This window comes from Pseudomonas flavescens (assembly GCF_013408425.1).
Taxonomy (GTDB): domain Bacteria; phylum Pseudomonadota; class Gammaproteobacteria; order Pseudomonadales; family Pseudomonadaceae; genus Aquipseudomonas; species Aquipseudomonas fulva_A.
Genome location: NZ_JACBYV010000001.1, coordinates 5,418,853 through 5,445,156, shown reverse-complemented (window position 1 = coordinate 5,445,156; position 26,304 = coordinate 5,418,853). Strand labels below are relative to the sequence as shown.

Here is a 26,304-nt window from a genome sequence, read left to right as displayed (position 1 = left end):
CGTGTGGGAGCGCGCCATGCGCGCGAAAGAATCGCGGGCATGGACTATGCGTCCCCGCCCGCTCCCACAGGAGTACGCATTAAGCCGGCGTAATCGATCAGCGACGATTGACCGTCTGCGCCGCGCGCAGCACGTCGGCACCGATCTCGGCTTCGAACGCCTGCCATACCGGCCGCATCGCTTCACGCCAGGCGCTGCGCTGCTCGGGGGTCAGTGGCAGGATCTGACTGCGACCGCCAGCGACGATCTGCTCGCGGCTCTTGCGGTTCTGCTCTTCGGCGTCCTGGTTCACCTTGAAGCTGACCTCTTCGATGATCGCTTCGAGCTGCACACGCACCTGATACGGAATGCTGACCCAGAACTTGGAATTGCTGATCAGCATGTAGTTGAGCGAGCCATGATTGGTTTCGGTGATGAACGGCTGCGCGCTATCGAGCTTCTGGCTCGCCAGGTTCGACCAGGGGTTTTCCGCGCCTTGTACGGTGCCCTTCTGCAACGCCGCCAGGGTGTCACTGAACGCGATCTTGCTGGTGCTGGCGCCGAGCTGCGCGAACTGCGCTTCCAGTACCGGCGACGGCTGAATGCGGAAGGTCAGGCCTTCGGCATCGGCAGGCAACTTCAGCGCGCGGTTGGCGGAGAGCTGCTTCATGCCGTTGTTCCAGTAAGCCAGGCCGTAGATGTCGTAGCCCGCCATGGAGCGCAGCAGCTCGCGGCTCTTCTCGCGCTTCTGGAAGCGCTTGACGGCGTCCAGATCGTCGAACAGGAACGGCAGGTCGAACACCTGCAGTTGCTTGGTGTAGGCATCGAATTTCGACAGCGAAGGCGCCAGCAGTTGTACCTTGCCGTCGCGCAGGGCCTGCAGCTCGTCGTCGTCACCGAACAGGGTGGAGTTGGGGTAGACCTCGACCTTCACCTGGGCGCCGAGACGCTCCTCCACCAGTTGTTTGAACAGCAGGGCGCCACGGCCCTTGGGCGTATCGTCGGCAACCACGTGGGAGAACTTGATGACGATGGGTTCCGCAGCGGATACCGACGTACAGATCAGCAGCAGAGCAGACAGGGCAATGGTGACAACGGACTTGAACATGCAACACCTTGGCAATGGCAGGCAACGGCGCATGCACGAGGCAGGCACCTGAAGGAAATGGGTTATCGAGTGACCTCAACGAGGCATCGGCAAAGCGCTGTCGGCTACGCCCGGCACGTGGCTCGGGTGTGCGACTATTATTGGAGGGGCTGCACGGGAGGGGCGTTGGGCTCGACCTTATCGGCAGGGGCGCGATTCTTGTCGATCCCCCGCCGCGGAACAAGCGGCAATAACGCCAACTGCAGCACAGCTTGAAGATTCGCTGCCCGCGCCATGGCAGAATGCGCGCCGCCACACCCACCACGAGATCAGCATGTCGTCGTCCTTCGTCACCCCTTTCGCCACCCTGGAACTGCAGCGCCAGCCCGAGCAACCCGGCATGCCGCTGCAAGCCTTCGATGCCGCCGATGCCTACCTGCTCGAACAGGCACGGACGCTTGCGGGCAGCGCGCGCGTGCTGCTGCTCAACGACAGCTTCGGTGCCCTGGCCTGCGCCCTGGCCGGCCGCACCCAGGTGACCAGCAGCGGCGACTCGCATCTGGGCCAGCTGGCGCTACGCCTAAACCTGGCGCGCAACGGTGTTGCCGAGGATGCCGTGAGCTTCGTGCCGGCCAGCGCGCCGGTGAGTGGCCCTTTCGATCTGGTGCTGATCCGCGTGCCGAAAACGCTGGCCCTGCTCGAGGAACAACTGATCCGCCTGCATGGCCAGTTGGCGCCTGGAGCTCAGGTAATCGCTGGCGGCATGATCAAGCATCTACCGCGCGCGGCTGGCGATCTGCTGGAGAAATACATCGGCCCGGTGCAGGCTTCGCTGGCGGTGAAAAAAGCCCGCCTGCTGCACGCAACGCCAGAAGCCAAAGCGGCGCCGACGTCGCCCTACCCGACCCGCTATCGCCTCGACAAGCCGGCGCTCGAACTGAGCAACCACGCCAACCTGTTCTGCCGAGAAGGGCTGGATATCGGTACCCGCGCCTTTCTGCCTCATCTGCCCAAACACCTGGACGACCGTCGGGTCGCCGACCTTGGCTGCGGTAATGGTGTGCTGGGCATCGCCTACGCATTGAGTAGCTCCAGCGCCGAGCTGACCCTGGTGGACGAGTCCTACATGGCCGTGCAATCGGCTCGGGAGAACTGGCGCGCAGCCTTGGGCGAGCGACCGGTGACCATTCGCGCCGGTGACGGCCTGGCCGAGCAGGAGGCCGACTCGCTGGACCTGGTGCTCTGCAACCCGCCCTTCCATCAGCAGCAGGTGGTGGGCGACTTTCTCGCCTGGCGCATGTTCCAGCAGGCCCGCAACGCCCTGGTCACCGGCGGTGAACTGTGGATCGTCGGCAACCGCCACCTGGGTTATCACACCAAGCTGGCGCGGCTGTTCCGGGGTGTCGAGCAGGTGGCGGCAACGCCAAAGTTCGTGGTGCTGAAGGCGACGAAGTAACACCATTGGAGTCGAGAGAATGAGCGAGCATTGCGAAGGGGGGGAAGTATCACTAAAGTGATACTTTAATTTACGCGTCGGGTCCCCACCATGAAAGTCGAACTGGTCACCAACCTGAAGCGACAGGCCACCAAGATCCTTGCCGATCTTCACGAATCCAAAGAGCCCATACTGATCACAGAGCATGGAATCCCCTCGGCTTATCTGGTGGACGTCGATGACTATCAGTTCATGCAGAAACGCCTTGCACTGCTGGATGCCCTCGCGCGAGGCGAACGAGCCGTGGTCGAAGGCAATACCATCAGCCATGAACAGGCCAAGGAACGGCTGAGCAAATGGCTGAAATAGTCTGGACGACCCCCGCGCTCGAACAACTCGAGGATCTGGCGCAGTACATAGCCCTCGACAAACCGGATGCCGCACGAGCACTCGTCAAAAAGGTGATTGAAGCGGTCGCACGATTGGCCGAATTCCCGATGTCCGGCCGCGGTCCTGCCGAGTTGCCAAACGCTCTCTATCGCGAAGTCGTCGTCCCGCCCTGCCGGATTTTTTACCGCGTTTCGGATACAACGGTTTTTATCATCCACATCATGCGAGAGGAGCGCCTATTACGCGCCCATATGCTCGAGTGAGCCTCATTGGTAACGGCAAATCATGGATGAGCATTGATCAGCACACGCGGCTGGCCTTTCCCCGGGTATCGCTGCGCTCGACACCGGGCTACCAGAGTCACCCGTAGCCTGCGGTTGATCGCAGCGATACCCAGGAATATCTTCCTTACAACGTCAGGGTAAACCGCGACAGCAAGGCGCCGGGCAGCGCCATCGAGCCGGTCTGGCGGGCGCCGTAGGTGCCGTTGGGCAGCAGCAGCTCCGGTTCACGGGTCAGGGCTTCCAGGTTCGGGCCGAGGAAATCGAACAGCGAATCGTCGAAACGCATGGTGTTGACCGGTGCCTGGATGCGGCCGTCTTCGACCCAGAAAGTGGCGAAGCGGGTCATGCCGGTCAGGCGCCCGGCCGGCAGGTCGGAGAAGTTGCTGTACCACAGGTTGCCGATATACAGCCCGGTGCCGAGGCGCTGCAGAATCTCGCCCTCCTCCAGCTCGCCGCCATGCAGGTGCAGCGAGAACGGGTACTCGCCGCTGCCCGCGCCGTTGGCGATCAGCCCATGTTCGGCGGCGCTGCGTGAGCTGACCAGACGCTCGCCCGGCTTGCCCTGGCTGACCAGGCGCAGTGGCTGACGAGGCCCCTCGCGGGTGAAGGCCGGCGCCAGGCCGCCTTCGATACGCTCGTCCAGCGTCACCTTGTCGCTCAAACTGCCGTTGCCGGCGAACAGCCGCTGCAGCGGGCTGCCACCGGTGGCCAGCGCCTCGGCGGAAAAGCCCCAGGCGAACAACCCGAACAATTCCTCCAGCGCCGCCGGCGTCAGGTAGGCGCGATACGCCCCTGGCTTCAGTTCATGGGCGGGTTTGCCCAGGTATTCCAACTGCTCACGGGCGAACGCCAACTTGCGGGCGAAGGCCTGGGCATCCCATTGCTCGCCGGCATAATTGCTTTTCACCGCCTGGCCGTTTTCGTGGAACAGGCTGAACTCGAAGTTGAAGCTGCTCGCCGCGTGCCAGCCGAAGGCGCCCCAGGAGCTGGCGAAGCCCTGGTATTGCGGCCCGGCGGCGTAGAAACCGACCAGATCCAGCCCGGCAGACGCCTCATTGATCTGCGCGATGGCCGCCTCGCTGTGCTGAACCGCCTCACCCGCCGCCGTCTCACTGCGCCACGCCTCGCGATTCAGGCGCAGGTAGGGATCATCGACCAGCGTCGGCACGACCACGCGCAACCGCTGCAGCGCCTGGTCGAGGCGCGGAAGGTCATCGTCGATCACACCGCTGAGGGCCAGTTCGAAGTCGCCATGCCGCTCGTCCTGATACAGGGCCAGGGTGGCGTACACCTGCTGCACCTGGCCGGCCTGGCGCACGCGGGCGTGGTTGAAGCGGATAAAGTCCGAAGCCTCGGCCTGGTACTCCAGGGTAAAGCCCTCGCCGGCCTGCAGCTCGGCGTTCAGGTGCGCGAGCAGCGCCTCGAAATGCTGACGTGCTTCCATCAGGCAGCCCCTCCAAAGACATCGATATCGGCGAACACGCACGCCGGCGTGGCGTGGCCGACGCGGATCACCTGGTTCGGCTCGCCCTTGCCGCAGTACGGCGTGCCCAGCACCTCGAAGGTACTGGCATCGCCGACGGCCTTGAGGTTGCGCCAGAACTGCGCGGAGATACCGCGGTAGTTGGGGTTCTTCACCACGCCCTTGAGTTCGCCGTTCTCGATCAGCCGGCCCCACTCGCAACCGAACTGGAATTTGTTGCGCGCATCATCGATCGACCAGGAGCGGTTGTTGCTCATCAGGATGCCGTGCTCGATGCCGCCGATCATCTGCTCCAGGCGTTGCGTGCCAGGCTCGACATTGAGGTTGGCCATGCGGTCGAGGGTCGGTCGGTTCCAGCTGCAGGCACGGCTGTTGGCGACCCCCTCCAGACCACTGCGCCACTGCGACAGCGCACCACCGAGCGGTCGCTGCAGGATGCCCTCGCGGATCAGGTACTCACGCTGCGCCGGCGTGCCGTCATCGTCATGGCGGTAGCTGGCCAGCTCGCCCGAAACCGTCGGGTCGAAGGTCACGTTGAGCAGCGGCGAGCCGTATTGATAGCTGCCGAAATCTTCCTGGCGGATAAAGCTGGTGCCGGCGAAATTGCGCTCGTCACCGAGGATACGATCCAGCTCCAGTGGATGGCCGATGGACTCGTGGATCTGCAGGATCATCTGATCCGGCATCAGCAACAGGTCGCGGTGGCCGCTCGGCGTGTTGGGCGCCAGCAGCAACTGCAGCGCCTCGTCGGCGATACGGCTGGCGGTGCCAACCAGACCCAGATGATCGATCACCTCCGCACCGCCCTGGCGTGCCAGGTGAGTGCCGCCGAAGCTGCGGCTCTGGCTGTCGGCGCCATCGCTGGCGGTCACCCCCAGTTGCGGGAATACGTAGTGCTGGGCACGCCGCAAACGGGCACCGGCGCTGTTGAGGTAGATCTGCTCGGTGGCGGTGAAACTCAGGCCGGCGTACCAGTCCACCAGGCGCTCGTCACGCGGCACCCGCGCCGACTCGGCCGCCAGCAATTCGTACCAGTGCGCCGGGCGGGCCAGGGATCGCTCGTAGCCGGGCATCACGTCATCGGCCTGCTCATGGGGCACCGGTAGCTCGTGCATATCGAGCAGATTGCTACCGGCAAGCTGGCGAGCCAGCGCCTCGGCCCTGTCGAGCGCCGCCTGCAACCCAGCCTGGCTGAGATCGCTGGTCGCCGCGTAGGCCTCCACGCCAGCGACGCGCACGCTGAGCATGGCGCCCGCATCGTCGGAAAACGACGGCGCCCGCGCCACATTGCGGCGCACCCAATAGCGCTCGGTGGTTTCCCGCACATGGCGCAGCGACCAGAAATCGGCGGTGCAATGCAGGGCGGCGAAGCGGCGTTGCAGGATTTCGCTGAAGGCGAACATGGGGGCTCCCTTGGTAGGCGGCATAGGGAGGCAGTATGGGAAGGATTGCCGGGATTGGGCAACCAGGGCGGCGGCGAGCATCGCGTAGACGGATGGCTATTTGATGGCGTAGTGTCAGAGCCGGCTTTGTATTGACACGCGATTTATAGCCAGCAGCGTACCGATTAACAAACGTCTCCCCGTCAGTGCAATGTGATTTTTCGGTATCGCTATGGTGGATGAAAAAAGCGTCATCCACCCTACTTACTAGCGAGCACGAACAGATGAGCTTATATAGTCGTGTACAGATGGCGGTTACCTGCCTATTGCTTTTGGTTATGACTGAGTCAATATCGCAATCTCACAGAGTTACATAAAAGCTTGAATAGCCAGGGAAGACAAATGAAACAACCAGCATTTTTGCATTCATTTGCTTACGGACTGATACTCAGCATCCCCTTAACACTTACATTTATCTCTGGCTTCTCATCCTCAGAGAACTCAAATGGTGAAAATAATTCATTTTTACTAACCACCTTAGTTATTGGTTTTTTATCACTACCCGGATCGCTTATATTATTTCTCATTGGTTTCACTGCAGCATTCTCGGGAAAAACAGGAGGAATGATCACAGTGGCATGCATAGCGCTATCCATTCCCAACGCTCATATCATGGGCATGCTCTATGCGCATATGTACAAGAAAATAAAGCAAAAAACCAAGAACCAGAACAACATTCTTCTTAGAGACTGCCCAAAGTGCTCATCCCCCATCAACACTCATGCGTGCATTTGCAAACACTGCCATAGCGCCGTAGAACCTCTTTATGTAAACAACCCAACCGCGAACAGACAGGTCATAAAAATATTAAAACTTCAGTCCCTAGGATTTCATGACAATGAAATTGCCAAAAAACTGAATGACGATGGAGATTTTTTTCTCGAGGATCACTCGAATTGGGACAAGAAAAAAATAAACTCACTGATCACAAAACTGAAAACCCACAAAATATGAACCAACAACAATTATTCCATCACCGCGAACAACTTGGGCTCGATCGTTCCCACATTCTGCATGGAAAGGTTTCAACAGGACGCGTCCGAGGCATTGTCAGTTCGGCTCATAAATACTACGCGGAGCGTCAAGCCTGCATTTCCAGGCAGCAAATCGAAGGACATCCGTAGGGTGGACAACGCGAAGCTTGTCCACCATTTTCAAAACATTGTCCCGAATGAACTCGGGTTAGCCTGGGGTCAGTGCCTTGCTCCGGGGCTTGGCTGCGGGGCGTCTCGTCCTTACTGTGTCTCGCAAGATTGCCCCCTCCTCACAACCGCGAGCATCGACTCATGATGAAAAACCTGACCCTCAGCGCCATCACCACCCTGCTTATCGGACTGTCGGGTTTTGCCCAGGCTCAGGAAACGCCGTCGCACCTGGACAAGGTGCTGGAGAAGGGACAGCTGGCCGTGTGCACCACCGGCGATTACAAGCCGTATACCTTCCTGCGCCAGGACGGTGAGTACGAAGGCATCGATATCGAGATGGCCCAGTCGCTCGCGCAGAGCCTCGGGGTGAAGGTGCAGTGGGTGCCGACCACCTGGAAAACCCTGATGCCGGATATGGTGGCGGGCAAGTGCGATATCGGCATGGGCGGTATCTCGGTGACGCTGGAGCGCCAGAAGAAGGCCTTTTTCAGCAGCACCCTGGATGTGGACGGCAAGATTCCGCTGGTTCGTTGCGAAGACGTTTCGCGTTACCAGACCGTCGAGCAGATCAACAGGCCAGAGGTGCGCCTGATCGAGCCGGCGGGCGGTACTAACGAGGCCTTTGCACGGGCATACTTGCCCAAGGCTCAGCTGAATTTCCACGACAACAAGACCATCTTCCAGGAACTGCTGGATAAGCGCGCCGACGTGATGATCACCGACGCGTCCGAGGCCCTGTACCAGCAGAAACGCATGCCCGGCCTGTGCGCCGTCAACCCGACGGACTACATGCAATACGGCGAGAAAGCTTACCTGCTGCCTCGCGACGACATGACCTGGAAGAGCTACGTCGATCAGTGGCTGCATTTGAGCAAGGCCACCGGTGCTTATCAGAAGACCCTTGGCCATTGGCTGGCGGTACCGGGGCAGTAATGAGACACCGATCGTTCCCACGCTCTGCGTGGGAATGCATCAGCAGGACGCTCCGCGTCCGATTCCTCGATAGCCAAACGTGCAAATGAAATGCGGCGCAGAGCGCCACGGGAGGCGTTACCACGCGGAGCGTGGGAACGATCAAAATGGTGGATGGATAAAGCGTCATCCACCCTACGCCCTACCGACAAGTAGGGTGGACAACGCGAAGCTTGTCCACCATTCGTAACCCGAACAGCCCCATTGAGATCGCTCCCAAGCGAAGCGTGGCAACGATCCTCACCCTTACGGCGTACTCAACCCCGCCGCATTCATAAATAGCCGTAGCAGGTACGACACCAGCCCCAGGCTCAGCACGCTGACCGTCCAGATGCCGGCCAGCCAGGCGATGCGTTGCCAGAGGGGTTTCTTTTCGCTGGCCTTGTTCATCAGTGGTACCCCTGATCAGGCGTCACCTTGCCGCGGAATACGTAGTAGCTCCAGGCGGTGTAAACGAGGATGAACGGAATGATGAACAGTGCGCCGACCAAGGCAAAGCCCTGGCTCTGCGGGGGCGCGGCGGCCTGCCAGATGGTCAGCGAGCCGGGCACGATGTTCGGCCACAGGCTGATGCCCAGGCCGCTGTAACCGAGGAAGATCAGTACCAGGGTCAGTACGAACGGCTTGCTGTTGTCGTGGTTGGCCACCGAGCGCAACAGGTAGAAGAAGGTCGCCAGCACCAGCAACGGCACGGGCAGGAACCAGAACAGGTTGGGCAGGCTGAACCAGCGCTCGGCGATGCTCGCCTGGGACAGTGGCGTCCACAGGCTGACGATGCCGATCACGGCCAGCAACAGAAGCGCCAGGGGCCGGGCCATCCCGTGCATCTGTTGCTGCAGGCGCCCTTCGGTTTTCATGATCAGCCAGGTGCAGCCGAGCAGTGCATAGGCGGCGATCAGGCCCAAGCCGCTGAACAGCGGGAACGGCGCCAGCCAGTCCAGCGAGCCGCCGGCGAACGCCCGACCTTCGACCGGAATGCCTTCGATAAACGCGCCCAGCGCCACGCCCTGAAAGAAGGTCGCTGCCACCGAGCCGCCGATGAAGGCCTTGTCCCAGATATGCCGTTTGTGGTCGCGGGCCTTGAAGCGAAACTCGAAGGCCACGCCGCGAAACACCAGGCCCAGCAGCATGAACATCAACGGCAGATACAAGGCACTGAGCACCACCGAGTAGGCCAGCGGGAAGGCGGCGAACAGCCCGGCACCGCCCATCACCAGCCAGGTTTCATTGCCGTCCCAGACCGGCGCCACGGTGTTCATCATCACGTCGCGTTCGCCCTTGTCCGGCACGAACGGAAAGAGGATGCCGATGCCCAGGTCGAAGCCGTCCATGATCACGTACATCATCACGCCGAAGACGATGATCACCGCCCAGATGACGGAAAGATCGATACCCATGGTCATGCCCTCCCGGTTGCAGTGCGGGTGATCGAATCGTTGTCGTCCAGGCCTTCCTTCGCGGCGGACAATGGCCGCGCCTGCGTGTGCCGGGTGCCCGGCCCGCCATCATCCTGATGATCACCTTCGCCGCTGACCGGCCCTTTGCGCACCAGGCGCATCACGTAGCTCATGCCGGCGCCGAACACGGCGAAGTAGACGACCACGAACAGCACCAGGGTGATCCCCAGTTGCGCCGCGCTGTGCATCGACACACCGTCGGCGGTACGCATCAAACCGTAGACCACCCAGGGCTGGCGGCCGATCTCGGTGGTGAACCAGCCGGCGAGGATGGCGATCAGGCCAGACGGCCCCATCCACAGGCAGAAATACAGGAACGGGCGCGACTGGTAGAGGCTGCCGCGCCAGCGCAGCCAGAGGCTCCAGAGCCCGGCCAGGATCATCAGCATGCCCATGGCGACCATCACCCGAAACGACCAGAAGACGATGGTCGAGTTGGGCCGATCCTCCTTGGCGAACTCCTTCAGCGCTGGCACCTGCTTGTCGAGGCTGTGGGTCAGGATCAGGCTGCCCAGGTACGGCACCTCGACCTTGAAGCGGGTTTCCTCGCGCTCCATGTCCGGCCAGCCGAACAGGATCAGCGGCGTCGGCTCGCCGGAGCTGTTGTCCCAGTGGCCTTCGATGGCGGCGATCTTCGCCGGTTGATGCTCGAGGGTATTGAGGCCGTGGAAGTCGCCGATCACCGCCTGTACCGGGGCGACCAGCAGCGCCATCCACAGCGCCATGGAGAACATCTTGCGCATCGCGGGGGTGTCGCGCCCACGCAGCAGGTGCCAGGCCGCCGACGCGCCGACGAAGAACGCGGTGGCGAGAAACGCGGCGGTGGCCATGTGCGCCAGGCGGTAAGGGAACGAGGGGTTGAACACCACGGCGAACCAATCCACCGGAATGACCCGGCCGTCGACGATCTCGAAGCCCTGGGGCGTTTGCATCCAGCTGTTGGAGGCGAGAATCCAGAAGGTCGAGATCAGCGTGCCGATCGCCACCATGATCGTCGAGAAGAAGTGCAGCCCCGGCCCCACGCGGCTCCAGCCAAACAGCATGACGCCGAGAAAGCCCGCCTCGAGGAAGAATGCGGTCAGCACTTCGTAAGCCAGCAGCGGCCCGGTGATCGAACCGGCGAAGTCCGAGAAGGCACTCCAGTTGGTGCCGAACTGGTAAGCCATCACCAGCCCGGAGACCACGCCCATGCCGAAGTTGACGGCGAAGATCTTCGCCCAGAAATGGTAGAGGTCGCGGTACACCGTTTCGCCGGTCTTCAGCCACAGCCCTTCGAGCACCGCCAGGTAACTGGCCAGGCCGATGGTGATGGCCGGAAAGATGATGTGGAAGGAGATGGTGAAGGCGAACTGGATGCGCGCGAGATCCAAAGCCTCTAGGCCGAACATGGGGCGTCCCTCGATCAGGTTATCGACTTTCTAGTTGTCTGCAATCCAGGCAGCGCGCAAAGCGCGTTGACCTGGATCAATCGTTCAACGAAAGACTACGCCCCGCCTCGGCGCTTGCCGCCGTGGTAGGTTGCCGCGCGACAGGCCGTCACGTGCGGCGTTATGTCTTGTTGGCGCGCTATCGGAGGCGGAGGCGCTGTATCGCACGCTTGCCCGTAGCCACTGCACCATGGCCGTTGCGAGAGCCTGGAAAGCAGAGTTGAGCGCCTGGCTGCCGGAAAAACGCCAAGTTACTCATCGATGGCGCGCCCCGGGAACCGGGCAACGCCAGCCATGGACGACCTGTAAGGCCACAGGTCGCCGGTGCAGTCACCAGTCGCTGCCCTGCCCCAGTAGGTCCAGCGCATGATGACGAAGCTCCAGCAGCCGCGGATCGTCGCGACGACGCGGATAGGGCCGCTCGACCTTCAGCTCCGCCAACACCCGCGCCGGGCGTGCCGAGAACACCAGCACGCGGTCGCAGAGCAGCAGCGCCTCCTCGACATCGTGGGTGACCAGCAGGGAGCTGTAGGCCTGTTGTTGCCAGAGGCGGATAAGCTCGCTTTGCATGGCGATACGGGTCAGAGAATCGAGCTTGCCCAGGGGTTCGTCGAGCAGCAACAGACGCGGTTCGTTGATCAGTGCGCGGGCCAGCGCCACGCGCTGCGCCATGCCGCCGGAGAGCTGACGCGGGTAGGCATCACGGAACTCCAGCAGACCGACCTTGCGCAGGGTTTCATCGACCCGGTGCTTCTGTTCCTTGAGCTGCCCACGTGCCTGCAGCCCAAGAGCCACGTTGTCCCACACGCTGCGCCAGGGGTAGAGCGTCGGATCCTGGAATACCAGCACCCGCGAATGATGCGGCCCCGGAATCGCCATGCCATCGGCCAGCAGGCTGCCGTTCTGAAGATTTTCCAGACCGGCGACCAGACGCAGCAAGGTCGACTTGCCACAACCGGACGGGCCGAGCAGGCCGACGCTCTCGCCGGGCGCCAGTTGCAGATCGACTTTGTCGAGCACCGGCAGGCGGCTGTCGCCAAGATCGAAGGCATGGCTGAGGCCGCGAACATCCAGGGTCATGCCGGCTTCCCGATCCACGATTGCTTGCGCAACATTCACCATTTCACGCCCCCTTTCTGCCAGGACAACACCCGGTCACGAACGATGAACAGCAGGGTGATCAATCCCGAACAGAGCAGCGCCATGACCAGCAATGCCGCATACATATTGGCATAGGCCGCCCAGCCCTGAGCCCATTGCAGGTACCAGCCGAGCCCCGCCTTGACGCCCATCATCTCGGCCACCACCAGCACCGAGAACGATGCGCCAAGGCCCATGAATAGCCCCACGAACACATGTGGCAGCGCTGCCGGGATCGCCACCCGCAAAATCAGAAAGCGCGCGTTGGCACCCAGGGTACGGGCCACTTCGTAGTAGGCCTTGTCGACGCTGGCCACACCGGACCAGGTCAATACCGTGACCGGAAACCAGGTCGCCAGGGCGATCAGAAACACGCTGGCGCTCCAACTGCTGGGGAAGAAAAAGAAGCAGATCGGCAGCAGTGCCGTGGAAGGAATCGGCCCAAGAATGCGCAGCACTGGATGCACCCAATAGCCGATGCGCTGCGACCAACCAATCGCAACACCCGCAGCGAAGCCGCTGAGCCCCCCGATCACAACGCCGTTGACCAGCAGCCACAGGGAATGCAGCAGGCTCTCGCCGAGGCGCGCCCAGTCATCGACAAAAACCTCGATCAGCGCCTGGGGAGGCGCGAAGAACGGTACCGGCAGCACCACGACCTTGGCGGTGACCAGCAGCCAGACACCCAGCAGCACGGGGAGCGCCGCCAACCAGGCACCGGTCGGGCGCAGACGCTCGACCAGCCTGCCGAACAGGCCCGGCAGGCTGGTCAGCAATGCCAGCAGCGCGCCAACGCCTGCGCCGAACAACGCCAACTCCTGAGTGAAGGGCCAGGGCTTGCCGCCGTCCGGATAGAACTGGGTGAACAACGCGAAGGCTGTCCAGCTCAGCGCTGCCAGCAGGCCTCCACGCCACAGCGGCGCCGCGGTGCCTTGCGATGTGCGGCTTTGCTCAAGCGAATACGTCGGCATGGATGCTCTCCGCAAATTCCAGAGGATCGGTACGCGGGCGCAGTACTTCGACATTCTTGAGGTCGCGGGCATACACCGCGATCTCCTTGACGAAGGTGTTGCCCACCGAGTAGTAACCATGGGTGTGCTCGGTGAGGATGGCGTGCACCTCTTCCTTGGACGTGTTGATGGCGAACTTGAGAAACTCCTCCGCCACCGCGTCGGGGTTATGCGATGCCCAGGCGTGGGCCTGCAGGATCGAGTGGGTGATGGCCGCCGCCACGGGCGTGTCGTTGCGCGCCAGCTCGCCGCTGACCCCGACCACGCAGCAGCTCATGTTGGCGTACTCCTCGATCATGTTGGTCGCCAGCTCGGCGAAGCCCGGCTGCTGCTTGACCCGATACATGAGCGGGTCGGAGCCGCTGGCGGCCTGGATCTCACCCTTCTGCAGGGCAACGCTGAGCAGATCGATGGGGTACACGCGCCAGGTCACGTCGCGCACTGGGTCTACCCCATGACGCTTGAGCATGAGCGAGAAGAAGTTCTTGTCGGCTGCGGCCATGTCGGTAACGCCGATAGTGGTGCCCTTCAGGGCCTCGAAGCTCTTCGGCCCATCCTCCAGGGTCAACAGGCGCAGGCAGCCGCCGTGAGTGCCGGCGGTCAGCTTGACGTCGAAGCCCTGTTCCAGCGCCTTCAGCCAGCGCAGCGCCATGCCGGTGGCGGCGTCCGCATTGCCGGTGGCCATGGATTCGAGCAGCACCTCGGTGGAGTTGCCGAAGTTGACGAACTCCACGTCCAGGTTGTGCCGCTTGAAGATGCCCTGGCTGTCAGCCACCGCCACCGGCGCCAGGCACACCGCATTGAGGTTGGTGGCCAGCTTGATCTTGCGCGGTTCGGGCAACACCCAGCGATCACTTTCCAGATCCAGGCCGCTGCCAACTGGCTGAGCCCCGTGGCTGGCGTGCCCTGCGTGAGAACCGTGGTCAGCATGGCTGCTGCCGGCCCAGGCGAAGCGGCTGGCGAACGTAGCCGCGGTGGCAGTGCCCGCCAGGGCAAGCAGCTGTCGGCGGTTGAGCGGGGATATGGGCATGGCGCCTCCATTCGAAGAGAGTCGTGCATGCGCCGCGTGGTCGGGTAGCGTGCGGATAGAACGGCATGACGCGTTTCAAGGCCTGTGGGGCGAGCGTCGACAAGAAGGCCTTAGACGGTATCGGCTCGACGAACCACATGGAAATTCAATTTAGGCATAACCTAATATGCCAATTTGGCAAATTGCTCGGACGCCGATGCTGGAAAGCCCGACAGCAGAAAACGATCACCAGGCGAGGGACGTGGCTTATCCTGCCGAGCCGCCGTCCTACCCGGCGCTGCCTGCTACAACCGCTGCCGGCTGTTCCCACGGAGATTTCCATCGATGCGTTCCCTGCCCCCCTTCGCCCTGCGCCCTCGCCACCTGCTGGCCGCCAGCCTGCTGACCTGCGCGGCACTTCCTGCCGTCCATGCCGAAACCAGGCCGGGCACCCTGCAACTGGAAGGCGTGCGGGTGACCGACCAGGTGCTGACCGAGCAGCAGGCGGCCGAAGAGCAGCTCAAGCAGGTACCGGGCGGCACCAACCTGGTGGACATGACGCGCGTCGAGCAGGGCCGCGTGGCCGGCAACCAGGATGTGCTGGCCTACCAGCCGGGCGTGTACGCACAGTCGCCTGGCAACGAGGGCATCAAGATCGCGATCCGCGGCTCGGGCATCAATCGCGGCACCGGCTCTCACGCCTCCGGCAACCACATCATGCTCGATGGTTTGCCTCTGACCGGCTCGGGCGGCACGCCTTATGAACTGCTGGAGCCGCTGTGGATAAGCCGCGCCGAAGTGCTGCGCGGCGCCAATGGTTTCGACAAGGGATCACTGGCTCTGGGCGGCGCCATCGACTACATAACCCGCACCGGCCGTGATGCCGACAAGCTGCAACTGCGCTACGAAGCCGGCAGCCACGGTTACCAGAAACGCAGCATCAGCTCCGGCCAGGTGCTGGGTGATTTCGATTACTACATCAACCTCACCGACAGCCATTACGACGGTTATCAGGATCATGCCTCGGGCAAAGGCAAGGGCGTGGCCGCGAACGTTGGTTATCGCCTCAACGACAACCTGGAAACGCGCTTTTACCTGCGCTATCGGGAAACAGAGCATGACGTCCCGGGCCGCCTGAGCAAAGCGCAGATCAAGCACGACCCACGGGCTGCCGCCGCCAACAACCTGCGCATCGACGCGCACCGCGACCAACCCGGCAGCACCTGGCTGGCCAACAAGACCACCTGGCGGATCGACGATGACTCGACGCTGGTAGCCGGCCTGGCCTATCACCACTACCCGATGGATATCGTCGAGAACAGCTCGCCCAACGGCAACACCTACCGGGTGCGTGTGGATTACAGCGACGTCAGTGGCACCCTGAACTACAACCGCCGCCACACCTTGTTCGGGCTCGACAGCACCACCACCCTCGGCTTTCGCAGCACCACCAATCTGCCAAGCAGCAAGTCCAGAGAGAACGCAGCGTTACCCATAAGTTTCGGCCCTAGCGGCGGCCCGACAACCACTTATCCGGCCGGCACCCTGATGCGCGCCTATGAACACCTGGGCTCGGACAACGTGCTGCACGCCAGCAACGAAACCGAGCTGGTGCCCGATCTGTGGCTGACCACCGGTTTGGCGCTGATCTATACCCGCCGTCAGGTCGAGGTGACCTGGCCGGCCACCGACGACACGCTCAGCGAACACACTTGGGATTACGCCCCGCGCATCGGCCTGCGCTATCAGCTCAACCCCGAGGTGCAGCTGTACGGCAATATCAGCCGCTCGGTCGAACCGCCCCACGCCTGGTCGATGCTCTGGAGTTCGCCGCTGCGTTTCCCGGCCAGCAACCAGCCGTACAGCGCTCGCCAGCGCGCGCCGATCTCGATGGATAACCAGACCGCCACCACCTTCGAGATTGGCGGCCGTGGTGACTCGGCACTAGGCCAGTGGGACGCGGCCTATTACTACTCGGTCGTGCGCCACGAGCTGCTGACCGTACAGGTCGAGCAGAACGTGTTCTCCGAATCCAACGCCAGCCCCACCATCCACCAGGGCATCGAGCTCGGCCTCGACAGCCCGCTGTGGCAAGGCGGCGCAGCCGGTGATCTGGCCCTGCGCCAGGCGTATACCTTCAGCGATTTCCACTACCGCGACGACGACACCTACGGCGACAACCGCCTGCCCGGCCTGCCGCGTCATTACTACCAGGCCGAGCTGCGCTACAGCCACCCGAGCGGTTTCTACGCCGGGCTCAACACCCAGTACGCCTCGAAGGTTGCCGTGGATTACGCCAACTCCTACTACGCCGATGCCTACGCAATCTTCGGCGCGACCCTGGGTTACGCCTCGCCGAAAGACGACTGGCAGACCTGGCTGGACCTGCGCAACCTCACCGACAAGCGCTACGCCGCCACCGTCACGCCTGGCTACAACGACAACGGCGCAGACGTCGCCCGCTCCACCCCGGGCGATGGCTTCGGGGCCTTCGTGGGAGTCTCGTACAGTTTCAACTGACCCTCCCGCCGCATGCGAACCACCATTTTTTGAACGCCCTCACAATAGTTTTGATGAGCTATAGGGCCTGTCGAGCTTATGTGGACAATGGTGCGTTGACCTTTTGCACAGCCCGAAAGGCATGTGCCACTACCCCACGAAGCAGATGGACACGAAAGATGAACGTGAAGGGCACCGTTGGATCGCAACTCCCGAGGGGTTCGTCGACCCGCTTGGGCATGCTGCTCGGCATCACCCTGTCCAGCCTGGCATTGGCTGCATGCGTTCCGCTCGCAGCACCCAACCAGGGCTACTATGCCGGGCAGGCGCAGCCTGCATCACCGCAAGCCATGATGTTGGAAATGCGTAGAGCTCATGACGAAATGTTCGCCCAGATAAAAACCTCGGGCAAAGCCATTCTAATCGTGCCAACTGCCAGCCTGGACGGTACCACCGACTTCCAGAACAACGACTCGATCGCCGAGTTTCTGCGACTTCGCTCGGGGGTTACCGAGTGGACCAATACCTCTCGCCCGTCGTCCAAGTTCTTCGTCGGTTACGACTCCAGCAACGAGCCGGATGAGAACGATCCAAGCCGCTCCTATTTCCAGTTGGTTTTCGGGCGCACGCTCTACAAGATCTTCGTGATCGAGCCGGGTCGCTATACGATCACCGGCGTCAGTTATGTGCTGCCGCGAACTGCCGCCTTCGAGGCACCGGGCGGGCGTAACATCAAGCCATCGTCATTGGGTCATCTGATGCTCAAGGCGCAGAAGATCGATGAGTTCGAGCGCGGCCAGAAATGGGAAGACGCCAGCTACCGCACCGAGACGGTGGAAGAGGACTACTGCACCTCCGTGCGCGTGGTCAACAACGAGTGCATGAGCCGGGCGAAAACCTCCTACGACGTGAAACGACAAACGTCGGAGGCAGGCTGGGTGCCCAGCATCCAGCAACGAACCTTCGAAGCCCGAAATGTCACGGCAACCATCAACAAGGAATTCGCGAGTTTCGATATCGCCGCTGGTGAGGTGGTTGTTACCGATGGCCTGTTTGCCGAACCGCCTGCCGCTGTGCTCAGGAACAAGAGCTGCAAACAGGCGGATCAGGAGCGGATGCGCTGTGAGCTCGAGCAGGTCACCCTGGTTCAGTTGCTGGGTGAGGTCGAGGAAGTCAGAAACAGCCAGAACCCGGCGGACTATGGGCTGCCCAAACTGGCGAACATACTCAGCGAGCTGACCTACCGGCAGATCGACATCAAAGCCCGCGAAACCCCTGGTAAATCGGTGTGGGGGCCGTCTTACACCCTGAAGGCGAAGTAACGTCACCTCCCCCCTGATCTGCCCCGCATGGGGCAGACCCTCTTGGTTCTACGTGCGATACGCCAGCGCACTCAAATAGCAATAAATACTATTTACGAATTATTGCCAATTGCCTATCCTCTGGCCGCTTCCTACACCCAGAGGGCTTCTCGTGCCGATTGCCATGCTGCAGGCCAGCACTCCCGTGCTTCGCGATTCCGCCAAGGTCGACTGGCAAGGCATCGACCTTGGCTGGGCCTACAGCGATCTGCTGCTCAGCCTGAGCCGGCGCACCCGCTGCGTACAACGCGCTTACGATGTGCTGCACGATGCCCTGCTGCGCTTTGCCCTGGCGCAACATCAGCGCCGGATCGAGCAGCCCAATGCCTACCTGCGCCGTGTCGCCCACTCGGTACTGATCGATTTCTACCGCAGCGAGTGGCGGCTGGAATCGCTGGAATCGCATAACCCGGAAGACCTGGCCCCCGACCAGGTGGCACCGTCCTGCGAGCACCTGCTCGATATCCAGCAGCGGCTCAAGGCGTTGCAGCGCATCCTCGACTGCCTGCCCGAGCGTTGCGCGGAGGTGTTCTGGATGGCCCGCATCGAGGGTTACACCCAGCCGGATATCGCCACGCGCCTGGGCATCAGCCTGAACATGGTCGAACGGCACATGATGCGCGCCCTGCTCGACCTGCGCCGCGCCCGCCACCTGCTGCAATCATGAGCGACCCGACCGAACAGGCGGCCGCCTGGTTCCTGCGCCTGCGCGGCGATGCGCGGCTGGCGGAGCAGGCGGAATTCCGCAGCTGGCTGGCAGCCGACCCGGCGAACGCCGAGGAATATCGCGCCTTCGAAGCGCTCTGGAACGACTTCGGCAGTACCCGCCAGACCGAGGCGCTGGCCATGGCCATGGAGCGCCAGCAGCGCGGGCAGCCACGTTACCTGGGCCGGGGCGCCGTCGCTCTGGTACTGATGCTCGCTTCGGCTGCGGGCTGGCTCGGTTATCGGCAGAGCCCTCAGCAGCTCGCGTTGCACACGCCGATTGGCGAGCGCCGGCAGATCACCCTGCGCGATGGCAGCGAACTGCAATTGAACGCCGCCACTCGGATCGACGTCCGTTATGGCTGGCGCCAGCGCAGCATCGACCTGCGGCAGGGCGAGGCGCTGTTCGATGTCGCACGCAACCCTCTGCGCCCCTTCGTGATCGATAGCGGCCTGGCGCAAATCACCGTGCGCGGCACCCGCTTCGTGGTCAACCGCCTGCCGGATCGGCTGCGGATCAGCGTCGATCATGGCCGGGTCGAAGTGGCCAGCAATCGCCACCCGAACGAAACCTGGCAGGTGGAAGCTGGCCAGGTCGTGGAAGTCGATGGTAATGGCCACCTGCGCAAGGTAGACCTGCCGGCCGACAATGCCCTGGCCTTCACCCGCGGCAACCTGGTTTTCGAAGACGCGGACCTCGGCGAGATCGCCGCCAGCCTGTCGCGCTACCGCGAACGGCCGCTGCAAGCCCACACTGGCTACCCGAGCCCGCGCATCAGTGCCGTGCTGCAATTGAGCGACGTGGAGGACTTCATCCGCGCTCTGCCGACCATCGCCCCGGTGCGCGTGACCGAAGGCAGGCAAAGCACCGAACTGAGCGCGCGTTAGAGATTCGCCCCACATCGCCACCGCCACGCAGATAACGGCACAGCGGCGACCATTCGTCGCCGCTGCATCAGGGAAAACGCCGGGCGTTCCGTCCTTCAGGCAAATTCCCATGAGAAGGATGTCTCGATGCGTCATTCGTTCGCGCTACGCAACCTGCTGGCCGTTGCCAGTTTCGCTCTGGTTGCGCCCGTGCTGGCTGTCCCTGTCGATTTGAACCTGCCCGCCCAGCCCCTGAGCCTGTCGCTGCGACAACTGGGCGAAGCCGCCGGTTTGAGCATCGCCGCCGACAGCAGCCTGACCGGACATCTGCACGCCCCTGCCGTGAGCGGCACGCTGGAACCCACGGTGGCGCTGCAGCAGTTGCTCGATGGCAGCGGCCTGACTTACCAACGTGCGGGCAACACCCTGATCATCACCCGCCAGAGCGACACCGGTGCCTCGCTGGAACTGGGTGCCACCAGCATCACCGGTGCAGGCCTGGGTGACACCACCGACGGCACGGGCTCGTACACCACCGGCTCGACCAGCACCGCGACCAAGATGCCGCTGACCATCCGCGAAACGCCGCAGTCGATCAGCGTCATGAGCCGCCAGCGCATGGATGACCAGAACCTGACGCAGTTGACCGATGCGGTGCGTCAGACCCCAGGCCTGAGCGTGAACCAGAGCGGCAACATGGGCTCGGACAGCAGCGCCATTTACTCGCGCGGCTTCCAGGTACAGAACTATCAGATCGACGGTGAACCGCTGCTCAACAGCAATTACAACTCGGTGTTCCAGACCAACGACCTGGCGCTCTACGACCGCGTCGAAGTGATCCGCGGCGCTACGGGACTGACCAATGGCATCGGCACTCCAGGCGCCACCATCAACCTGGTGCGCAAGCGCCCGACCAGCGAATGGAAGAGCAGCATTGGCCTGCAGGCAGGCTCCTGGGATAACAACGCCATCGAACTGGACAGCGGCGGGCCACTCAATGAAAGCGGTAGCGTGCGGGGCCGCATGGTCGCCGTTTATCGCGATGCCGGCTCGTATATCGACCGCCTGCAGGAACGTCACAAGGTACTGTACGGCATTGTGGAGGCCGACCTGACGCCAGACACCTTGCTCACCATCGGTGCAGATGCACAGCAGCACGACGCCAACAACCACGCCCGCGGCGGGCTGCCGCTGTACTTCAGCGATGGTTCGCGTACCGACTGGTCGCGCTCGGCCTCGGCAGCCAGCACCTGGGCCTACTCCGAACGCCATTTCGCCTCGGGCTTTGCCTCCCTCGACCAGCAATTGAACGATGACTGGAAAGCCAAGCTGACGCTCAGCAGGGGCCGTTATGCCTTCGACGAAGTGCTCGGCTATGCCGGTGCGCGTGTCTACCCGAATCGTGAAACCGGAAGTGGTGGCATGCTCTATGGCGGCCGCTGGGGGGCAAAGCCCGTGCAGGACAGCCTCGACATGCACCTGCGCGGCAGCTTCGAGCTGCTCGGTCAGCAGCATGATCTGGTCATCGGCCACTCTCGCCAACAGACCCGCTACAAAGCCGACAACTATGACCTCTGGCGTTTCGCCGGCTGGAGCAGCGACATTCCCAGTTATTACGGCTGGGATGGCAAGACTCCGGCAGAGCCCAACATCCCGGTGAACGGGCGCATGAATTACAACGAGAAGCAGCAGGCGACCTACGCCAGCACGCGCCTACGCGCGACCGACAAACTGTCGGTATTCCTAGGCGGCCGCGTGACCGACTGGGAAAACGTGCAGAAGACCGACAACTACGGCGGCGTCGACGATGAAACCACCCGGCGTACCGAAACCGGTGTGTTCACGCCCTTCGCAGGAATCGTCTACGAGCTCGACGATACCTGGTCGGCCTATGCCAGCTACACCAGCATCTTCAAGCCACAGAGCAATCGCCTGCTCGACGGCAGCTTTATCGACCCGCTGGAAGGTGTCGGCTACGAGCTGGGGATCAAAGCAGGCTTCTTCGAAGATCGCCTGAACTTCTCCACCGCGATCTACCAGATCGAACAGGACAACCTCGCCGTCTCCATACCGGGTGAATTCGCCCCTAATGGTGATCAGGCCTACCGCGCCGAATCCGGCACCAAGACCCGTGGCTTCGAGGTGGAGTTGAGCGGCGAGCTGATGCCGGACTGGCAGCTGACGGCCAGCTATTCGCGCAATATCGTCCAGGACAGCAACGGCAGAGCGCTGAATACCGAGATCCCGCAGAACACCGCCAAACTATTCACCAGTTATCTGCTCGACAACCTGGGCAATGGTCTGACCGTGGGCGGCGGCGTGAACTGGCAGAACGCAATCTACAGCGATGCCATGGGGCCCAACAGCGTGCGCTTCACCCAAGGCAGCTACGCCATCGTCGACCTGATGGCCCGCTACCCCATTACCGAGCAGCTCAGCGCGACGCTCAACCTCAACAACCTGCTCGACAAGGCGTACTACACCAGCACGTCGTCGGCCTACTACGGCACGCCGCGCAATGCGACGCTGGGCTTGCGCCTGACGTTCTGAGCGAAACCAGCCCGGTGTGCGAATGCGCCGGGCTGGTTAGCGTGGCCTCAGAAGTCCAGGGTGGCCGAGACCTTCAGGGTGCGTGGCTCGCCCTGGGTCAGGTAGCCGCCGTTGGTGGACGCCCAGTAGGCCTTGTCAGCGACGTTCTCCAGGCCGGCGCGCAGGGTCAGCTGCCGCTCCTCGTCGAGCTTCATCGCATAACGGCCACCAAGGTCTACTCGCGTCCAGGCGGGGATGCTCAGGGTGTTGGCGGAGTCGTAGTACTGGCCGCCGGTGCGCAGCAACAGCCCGTTGAAGCTCAGGCCGGAAACACCAGGCACGTCCCAGTCGGCGCCGACGTTGTACTGAAACTCCGGGACACCGACAGCACGGTTGCCATCATTGGCGCCCCCGGCAGTGCCGCGCAATTCGGTATCCATCAGGGTCGCGCCAGCAAGCAGACGCAAGCCGGGCAGCGGTTCACCGAACAGATTCAGTTCCACACCGCGGTTACGCTGCTCGGCGTCGACCCGATAGACATTGTCGGTTCCCGTGACGCCTTGGGGCTGTTCGATCCGATAAACCCCGAGGCTGCCGCCAAAGGTACCCCAGTCCAGCTTCACACCTGCCTCGATCTGCTTGGTGCGATAAGGCGCGAACATGGTCCCACGATTGACGGCAGCAGCAGGAGCAGACGGCCCCTGCTGAAGGGACTCGATGCTATTGGCATACAACGAAACCACGTCGCTCGCCTTGAACACCAGGCCATAGGCCGGCGTGGTGATGCTGTCTTCGTAATTGGCGGTACGCGCACCACTGGCGGCGCTCCAGGCATCGGCGCCGATGGACTGGCGGCGCAGCCCAAGGGTCAGCAGCAGTCGGTCATCGAAGAAACCCAGGGTGTCGGAAACGGCAACGCTGCGGGTGATCACCTTGGCGGTCTTGCGCGGGTCGTGCAGGTCGCCGCTGACGCTCGCGACCGGCTCACTCACGGGTTGCGGGTCGTAGAGATTGCCGGGCCGGCGATTGGCTACAGTCGTCGACTCGAAGGCATTGCGCCGCTCCTGCCAAAGACCATTGGTAGAAACATTCAGCTGGTGGCTGACCGGACCAGTCTGCAGACTGCCACGCAAGCCGGCCACGCTGCTGAAGGTCTCCTGATCGAGGGGCGAGTAAAGCCGCCCTACCTGACCGCGACCATCCGGAGACGTAACATACACCGAGGAGTACACACCATTCTCCCGGGTGTACTTGCCGCCACCAGCGAGGTAGGCCGTCCAGTTTTCGCTCAGATCGTACTCGGCGTTGAACATGCCGTAGGTATCTTCCAACTGCGACCAACTCCAGGGCTGGGAGTAGTTGGCATCCGAATCCGGCACCTTCGGTACCTTGCCGCCCAGCCCTGCGGGGGTCAGATAAACCACAGAGCGGCCTTCGTTGATGCGCTGCTTCTGGTAGCCGAAATCGGTCGACAAACGTAGCCGCTCACCGCGGTAATCGAGACCAACGGCGGCCAGGCTGAAGTGCGAATGCTCACCGTCGACCGCCGTTTCACCGTCACGCTTTGCCACATTGACCCGCGCGCCGAAGCGATTGTCTTCACCAAAGCGCCGCCCAAGATCCACATGACCACCCGCACGCGCGCTACTGGCGTAATCGAGAGAGATACTGCGATTGGGCGTGTCTTCGGCACGCTTGGAGACCACGTTGATCGCGCCGCCAACCCCACTTCCGCCCGGTGCAACACCATTGAGAAACGCGTTGGCGCCTTTGAACACCTCGACACGCTCGACGGCTTCGGTGGAAATGATCTGCCGAGGCAGAATCCCGTACAGGCCGTTGAACGCAATATCGTCGGTGTACAGCTGAAAACCGCGCACCACGAACACCTGGGAGAAGTTGCCAAAGCCGTTGGACTGGCGTATCGCCGGATCGCTGGCCAGCACTTCGCCGAGGCTGCGCGCCTGACGGTTCTCGATCAGTTCGCCGGTGTAACTGGCCGCACTGAACGGCACATCCTGCATATCCTGATTGCCCAGCATACCGATGCGCGCACCTCGCGCGACCTGGCCACCGGCGTATTCCACGGGCAGGTCGAGACGACCTTCGCCCTGGCCGCTGACGGTGGTGGCGCCGAGCTGCAGCGAATCGTCGACCTGACCGAGGGGCACCAGGGTCACGGTGCCCTGCTGGTCGATCTGGTAGCTGAGGCCGCTGCCCTGCAGCAGCAACTGCAAGCCTTCGGCAACCGAGTAATCGCCCTTCAAGGCCGGTGCCTGACGATCGCTCGGGGTCAGGCTGGCGTCGTAGAGCAGACGCACATTGGCCTGCTCTGCGAAATCGGTCAGCGCAGCATCGAGGCGCTGTGCAGGGAGATCGAACTCCAGCGCCGACGCGGTCGTGGCAGCGAGCAGCAGATGGGCGGCAGCCAGTGCCTGGAAAAGAGGAGAACGCGTCGTGCGCATGCGGGGTTTCCTGTGTTCTGCAGAGGTCATGCGAAAAAGTCGCATTTGCAGAAACGGAAGACGAAACGCCGATGCTTTTCTGAACCAGGAACCTAAATATTTTTACGCCAGCCGCCAACTATCCATTCTGGCACCTGCAAGAACAGCCCTGCAGCGCTGCACGAACCTCAGTTGCGGCTTACCAGCAGCAGTCCCGGCAGCCTTACCAGGCGCACGGGCAGGTTGCTTTCGATGGCACGTAGCACCGCTTGTGGGTCGTCGTGGGCGAAAACGCCGGTCACCTTGAGGTCACGCACGCTCTGGTCGAGAAAGATCACCCGCTGGCTCTGGCTGCGCTCCAGCTCGGCGAACACCTCGCTCAGCGGCTGTGCACGAAACACCAGCTTGCCGCGCTGCCAGGCCAGTTGCTGACGAGCATCGAGGGGCTGCACCGGCTCCATCTGATCGCCGCTCCAGCGCACCTGCTGGTTCGCACCTACCGGCAGCGGTTGCTCGCGGGCGTCGCTGGCCTGCACCTGCCCTTCGGTCACCGCCAGTACCACCTGACGACCACTGTAGTCGACATCGAAGCGAGTACCGGTAACGCGAATACGCGCTGGCCCCGCCTCGACGAAGAACGGTCGGCTGGCGTCCTTGGCCACCTGGAAGTCCGCTTCGCCCCGATACAGGCGAATGCTCCGGCGCCCTTCGCTGATGCTCCAGTCCAGCGCGGTGGCGCCATTGAGCGTCAGCACGGTGCCATCTTCCAGTTCGACGATACGCACTTCGCCCGGGGCGGTCTCCAGGTCGGCATACCAGCCCACCCAGGCTCCCTGGGGCAGCCAAAGAGCCAGGAGCAGCATGGCGGCGCTGGCCAGGGGTACTGCCCAACGCCGGCGACGGCCACGGCGCAGTGGCAGAACCACCGCAGGCGAGTCCGCGACGGGGGGCTGCTCGCCAAGCTGCCCCAGCAGCGCCCACAACCGATCCACCTCGCTGGCAGCCTGCTCGTGGGCCGGCGAAGCGCAGCGCCATGCCTCGGCAGCGATACGATCGGCTGCGCTGGCGCGGCCGGAATGCAGCAGCACCTGCCACTCTCGAGCCTGGGCGAGAAGCGAAGAATCGGTGGTCACGACATCAAATCCATTTTCTGCTGACACTGTTCCAGGGCCTTGAGGATATAGCGCCCGGCCATGCTCTCGGAAACACCGAGGCGCTGACCGATCTGCTTCTGGGTCAGACCGTCGAGGCGGTTCCACAACAGGGCCTTACGCAAATGAGGGGGCAGATCCTGAAGAATATCCTGCAAGCGGGCAAGCTGTTGTCCATCACCGACAATCTGCTCGGGCCCAGGCTGATCCGACTCCAGCTCCACCGACACGCTTTCCTGTACGGGCCGCGCCTGCTGCTGGCGCCGGTGGTCGATGATCAGGTTGCGGGCGATGCGATAAAGAAAGGCACGCAGATTCTCCACCTCGCCCGTGCCACGGCGCTGAAAGCGCAGCCAGGTTTCCTGACGCAGGTCGGCCGCCAGCTCGTCGCACTTCACCTGGCGGGTGAAGAAACGCAGCAACTCGCCCGCATGGCGCTGGAACTGGCCGTCCTGGGCATCGGAGTCATGGGGCGGGCGCACTCGGAA

At 62.6% G+C, this 26,304-nt stretch carries 22 protein-coding genes; 10 read left to right on the top strand and 12 right to left on the bottom strand.

From position 1 onward, the window contains the following. Positions 1 to 97 precede the first annotated feature (97 nt). Positions 98 to 1,087 carry a DctP family TRAP transporter solute-binding subunit gene (locus tag FHR27_RS24320; protein ID WP_179539783.1) on the bottom strand — a complete coding sequence of 330 codons (990 nt, stop codon included), beginning with the start codon at positions 1,085 to 1,087 and terminating at the stop codon, positions 98 to 100. 313 nt (positions 1,088 to 1,400) lie between these two features. On the opposite strand from FHR27_RS24320, the gene FHR27_RS24315 reads away from it, so the two are divergent. The 3 genes from FHR27_RS24315 to FHR27_RS24305 all read left to right on the top strand — a co-directional run bounded on the left by FHR27_RS24315 (position 1,401) and on the right by FHR27_RS24305 (position 3,154). Then, positions 1,401 to 2,522, top strand: a complete 1,122-nt coding sequence (locus FHR27_RS24315; RefSeq protein ID WP_179539782.1) for a methyltransferase — start codon at positions 1,401 to 1,403, stop codon at positions 2,520 to 2,522. Positions 2,523 to 2,612: 90 nt separating this feature from the next. Then, a complete protein-coding gene (locus tag FHR27_RS24310; protein WP_179539781.1) occupies positions 2,613 to 2,870 on the top strand; it encodes a type II toxin-antitoxin system Phd/YefM family antitoxin in 258 nt (85 codons plus the stop codon). Next, on the top strand, positions 2,858 to 3,154 hold the full coding sequence (locus tag FHR27_RS24305; RefSeq protein ID WP_179539780.1) for a type II toxin-antitoxin system RelE/ParE family toxin: 297 nt from the start codon (positions 2,858 to 2,860) through the stop codon (positions 3,152 to 3,154). Before FHR27_RS24310 ends, FHR27_RS24305 begins: the two co-directional genes overlap by 13 nt. Positions 3,155 to 3,299: 145 nt before the next feature. On the opposite strand, the gene FHR27_RS24300 is transcribed toward FHR27_RS24305, so the two are convergent. Together FHR27_RS24300 and FHR27_RS24295 are read right to left on the bottom strand one after the other, a co-directional pair. Further along, positions 3,300 to 4,619: a TldD/PmbA family protein gene (locus FHR27_RS24300; protein ID WP_179539779.1), complete on the bottom strand. Its 1,320-nt coding sequence runs from the start codon at positions 4,617 to 4,619 to the stop codon at positions 3,300 to 3,302. Further along, positions 4,619 to 6,061 carry a TldD/PmbA family protein gene (locus FHR27_RS24295; RefSeq protein WP_179539778.1) on the bottom strand — a complete coding sequence of 481 codons (1,443 nt, stop codon included), beginning with the start codon at positions 6,059 to 6,061 and terminating at the stop codon, positions 4,619 to 4,621. The genes FHR27_RS24300 and FHR27_RS24295 overlap by 1 nt, the downstream gene beginning before the upstream one ends. Positions 6,062 to 6,442: 381 nt before the next feature. Here FHR27_RS24295 and FHR27_RS24290 point away from each other — a divergent pair, with 381 nt between their 5' ends. Together FHR27_RS24290 and FHR27_RS24285 are read left to right on the top strand one after the other, a co-directional pair. Continuing rightward, a complete protein-coding gene (locus FHR27_RS24290) occupies positions 6,443 to 7,054 on the top strand; it encodes a hypothetical protein (RefSeq protein ID WP_156152818.1) in 612 nt (203 codons plus the stop codon). Between the two features lie 335 nt (positions 7,055 to 7,389). After that, positions 7,390 to 8,178, top strand: coding sequence for a transporter substrate-binding domain-containing protein (locus FHR27_RS24285; protein WP_179539777.1), 789 nt, complete (start codon positions 7,390 to 7,392; stop codon positions 8,176 to 8,178). 285 nt (positions 8,179 to 8,463) lie between these two features. On the opposite strand, the gene FHR27_RS24280 is transcribed toward FHR27_RS24285, so the two are convergent. From FHR27_RS24280 to FHR27_RS24255, 6 genes are all read right to left on the bottom strand, one after another. After that, positions 8,464 to 8,607: a DUF2474 domain-containing protein gene (locus FHR27_RS24280; RefSeq protein ID WP_042556554.1), complete on the bottom strand. Its 144-nt coding sequence runs from the start codon at positions 8,605 to 8,607 to the stop codon at positions 8,464 to 8,466. Continuing rightward, positions 8,607 to 9,614, bottom strand: a complete 1,008-nt coding sequence (cydB, locus tag FHR27_RS24275) for a cytochrome d ubiquinol oxidase subunit II (RefSeq protein ID WP_179539776.1) — start codon at positions 9,612 to 9,614, stop codon at positions 8,607 to 8,609. Before cydB ends, FHR27_RS24280 begins: the two co-directional genes overlap by 1 nt. Before the next feature lie 2 nt (positions 9,615 to 9,616). Further along, positions 9,617 to 11,062, bottom strand: coding sequence for a cytochrome ubiquinol oxidase subunit I (locus tag FHR27_RS24270; protein ID WP_042556552.1), 1,446 nt, complete (start codon positions 11,060 to 11,062; stop codon positions 9,617 to 9,619). A gap of 369 nt (positions 11,063 to 11,431) precedes the next feature. Continuing rightward, positions 11,432 to 12,223, bottom strand: coding sequence for an ABC transporter ATP-binding protein (locus FHR27_RS24265; RefSeq protein WP_179539775.1), 792 nt, complete (start codon positions 12,221 to 12,223; stop codon positions 11,432 to 11,434). Then, positions 12,217 to 13,212 carry an ABC transporter permease gene (locus FHR27_RS24260; RefSeq protein ID WP_179539774.1) on the bottom strand — a complete coding sequence of 332 codons (996 nt, stop codon included), beginning with the start codon at positions 13,210 to 13,212 and terminating at the stop codon, positions 12,217 to 12,219. The genes FHR27_RS24265 and FHR27_RS24260 overlap by 7 nt, the downstream gene beginning before the upstream one ends. Continuing rightward, on the bottom strand, positions 13,193 to 14,281 hold the full coding sequence (locus FHR27_RS24255) for an ABC transporter substrate-binding protein (protein WP_179539773.1): 1,089 nt from the start codon (positions 14,279 to 14,281) through the stop codon (positions 13,193 to 13,195). Before FHR27_RS24255 ends, FHR27_RS24260 begins: the two co-directional genes overlap by 20 nt. Before the next feature lie 324 nt (positions 14,282 to 14,605). Between FHR27_RS24255 and FHR27_RS24250 the strand changes: the two genes are divergently transcribed. From FHR27_RS24250 to FHR27_RS24230, 5 genes are all read left to right on the top strand, one after another. Continuing rightward, positions 14,606 to 16,780, top strand: coding sequence for a TonB-dependent receptor family protein (locus FHR27_RS24250; RefSeq protein ID WP_179539772.1), 2,175 nt, complete (start codon positions 14,606 to 14,608; stop codon positions 16,778 to 16,780). Positions 16,781 to 16,938: 158 nt separating this feature from the next. Further along, positions 16,939 to 18,081: a hypothetical protein gene (locus FHR27_RS24245; RefSeq protein WP_257026974.1), complete on the top strand. Its 1,143-nt coding sequence runs from the start codon at positions 16,939 to 16,941 to the stop codon at positions 18,079 to 18,081. A 151-nt stretch (positions 18,082 to 18,232) separates the two neighbouring features. Beyond that, on the top strand, positions 18,233 to 18,787 hold the full coding sequence (locus FHR27_RS24240; protein WP_197077070.1) for an RNA polymerase sigma factor: 555 nt from the start codon (positions 18,233 to 18,235) through the stop codon (positions 18,785 to 18,787). Next, complete coding sequence (locus FHR27_RS24235; RefSeq protein ID WP_179539771.1) at positions 18,784 to 19,713, top strand: FecR family protein; 930 nt, start codon at positions 18,784 to 18,786, stop codon at positions 19,711 to 19,713. Before FHR27_RS24240 ends, FHR27_RS24235 begins: the two co-directional genes overlap by 4 nt. 126 nt (positions 19,714 to 19,839) lie before the next feature. Continuing rightward, positions 19,840 to 22,242, top strand: coding sequence for a TonB-dependent siderophore receptor (locus FHR27_RS24230; protein WP_179539770.1), 2,403 nt, complete (start codon positions 19,840 to 19,842; stop codon positions 22,240 to 22,242). Positions 22,243 to 22,289: 47 nt separating this feature from the next. Here FHR27_RS24230 and FHR27_RS24225 read toward each other — a convergent pair whose 3' ends face one another. The 3 genes from FHR27_RS24225 to FHR27_RS24215 all read right to left on the bottom strand — a co-directional run bounded on the left by FHR27_RS24225 (position 22,290) and on the right by FHR27_RS24215 (position 26,298). Next, on the bottom strand, positions 22,290 to 24,686 hold the full coding sequence (locus FHR27_RS24225) for a TonB-dependent receptor (protein ID WP_179539769.1): 2,397 nt from the start codon (positions 24,684 to 24,686) through the stop codon (positions 22,290 to 22,292). A 167-nt stretch (positions 24,687 to 24,853) separates the two neighbouring features. Further along, positions 24,854 to 25,798, bottom strand: a complete 945-nt coding sequence (locus FHR27_RS24220; protein ID WP_179539768.1) for a FecR family protein — start codon at positions 25,796 to 25,798, stop codon at positions 24,854 to 24,856. Continuing rightward, entirely contained in the window at positions 25,795 to 26,298 is a 504-nt protein-coding gene (locus FHR27_RS24215) for an RNA polymerase sigma factor (protein WP_179539767.1), read from the bottom strand. The genes FHR27_RS24220 and FHR27_RS24215 overlap by 4 nt, the downstream gene beginning before the upstream one ends. Between the last annotated feature and the right edge of the window lie 6 nt (positions 26,299 to 26,304).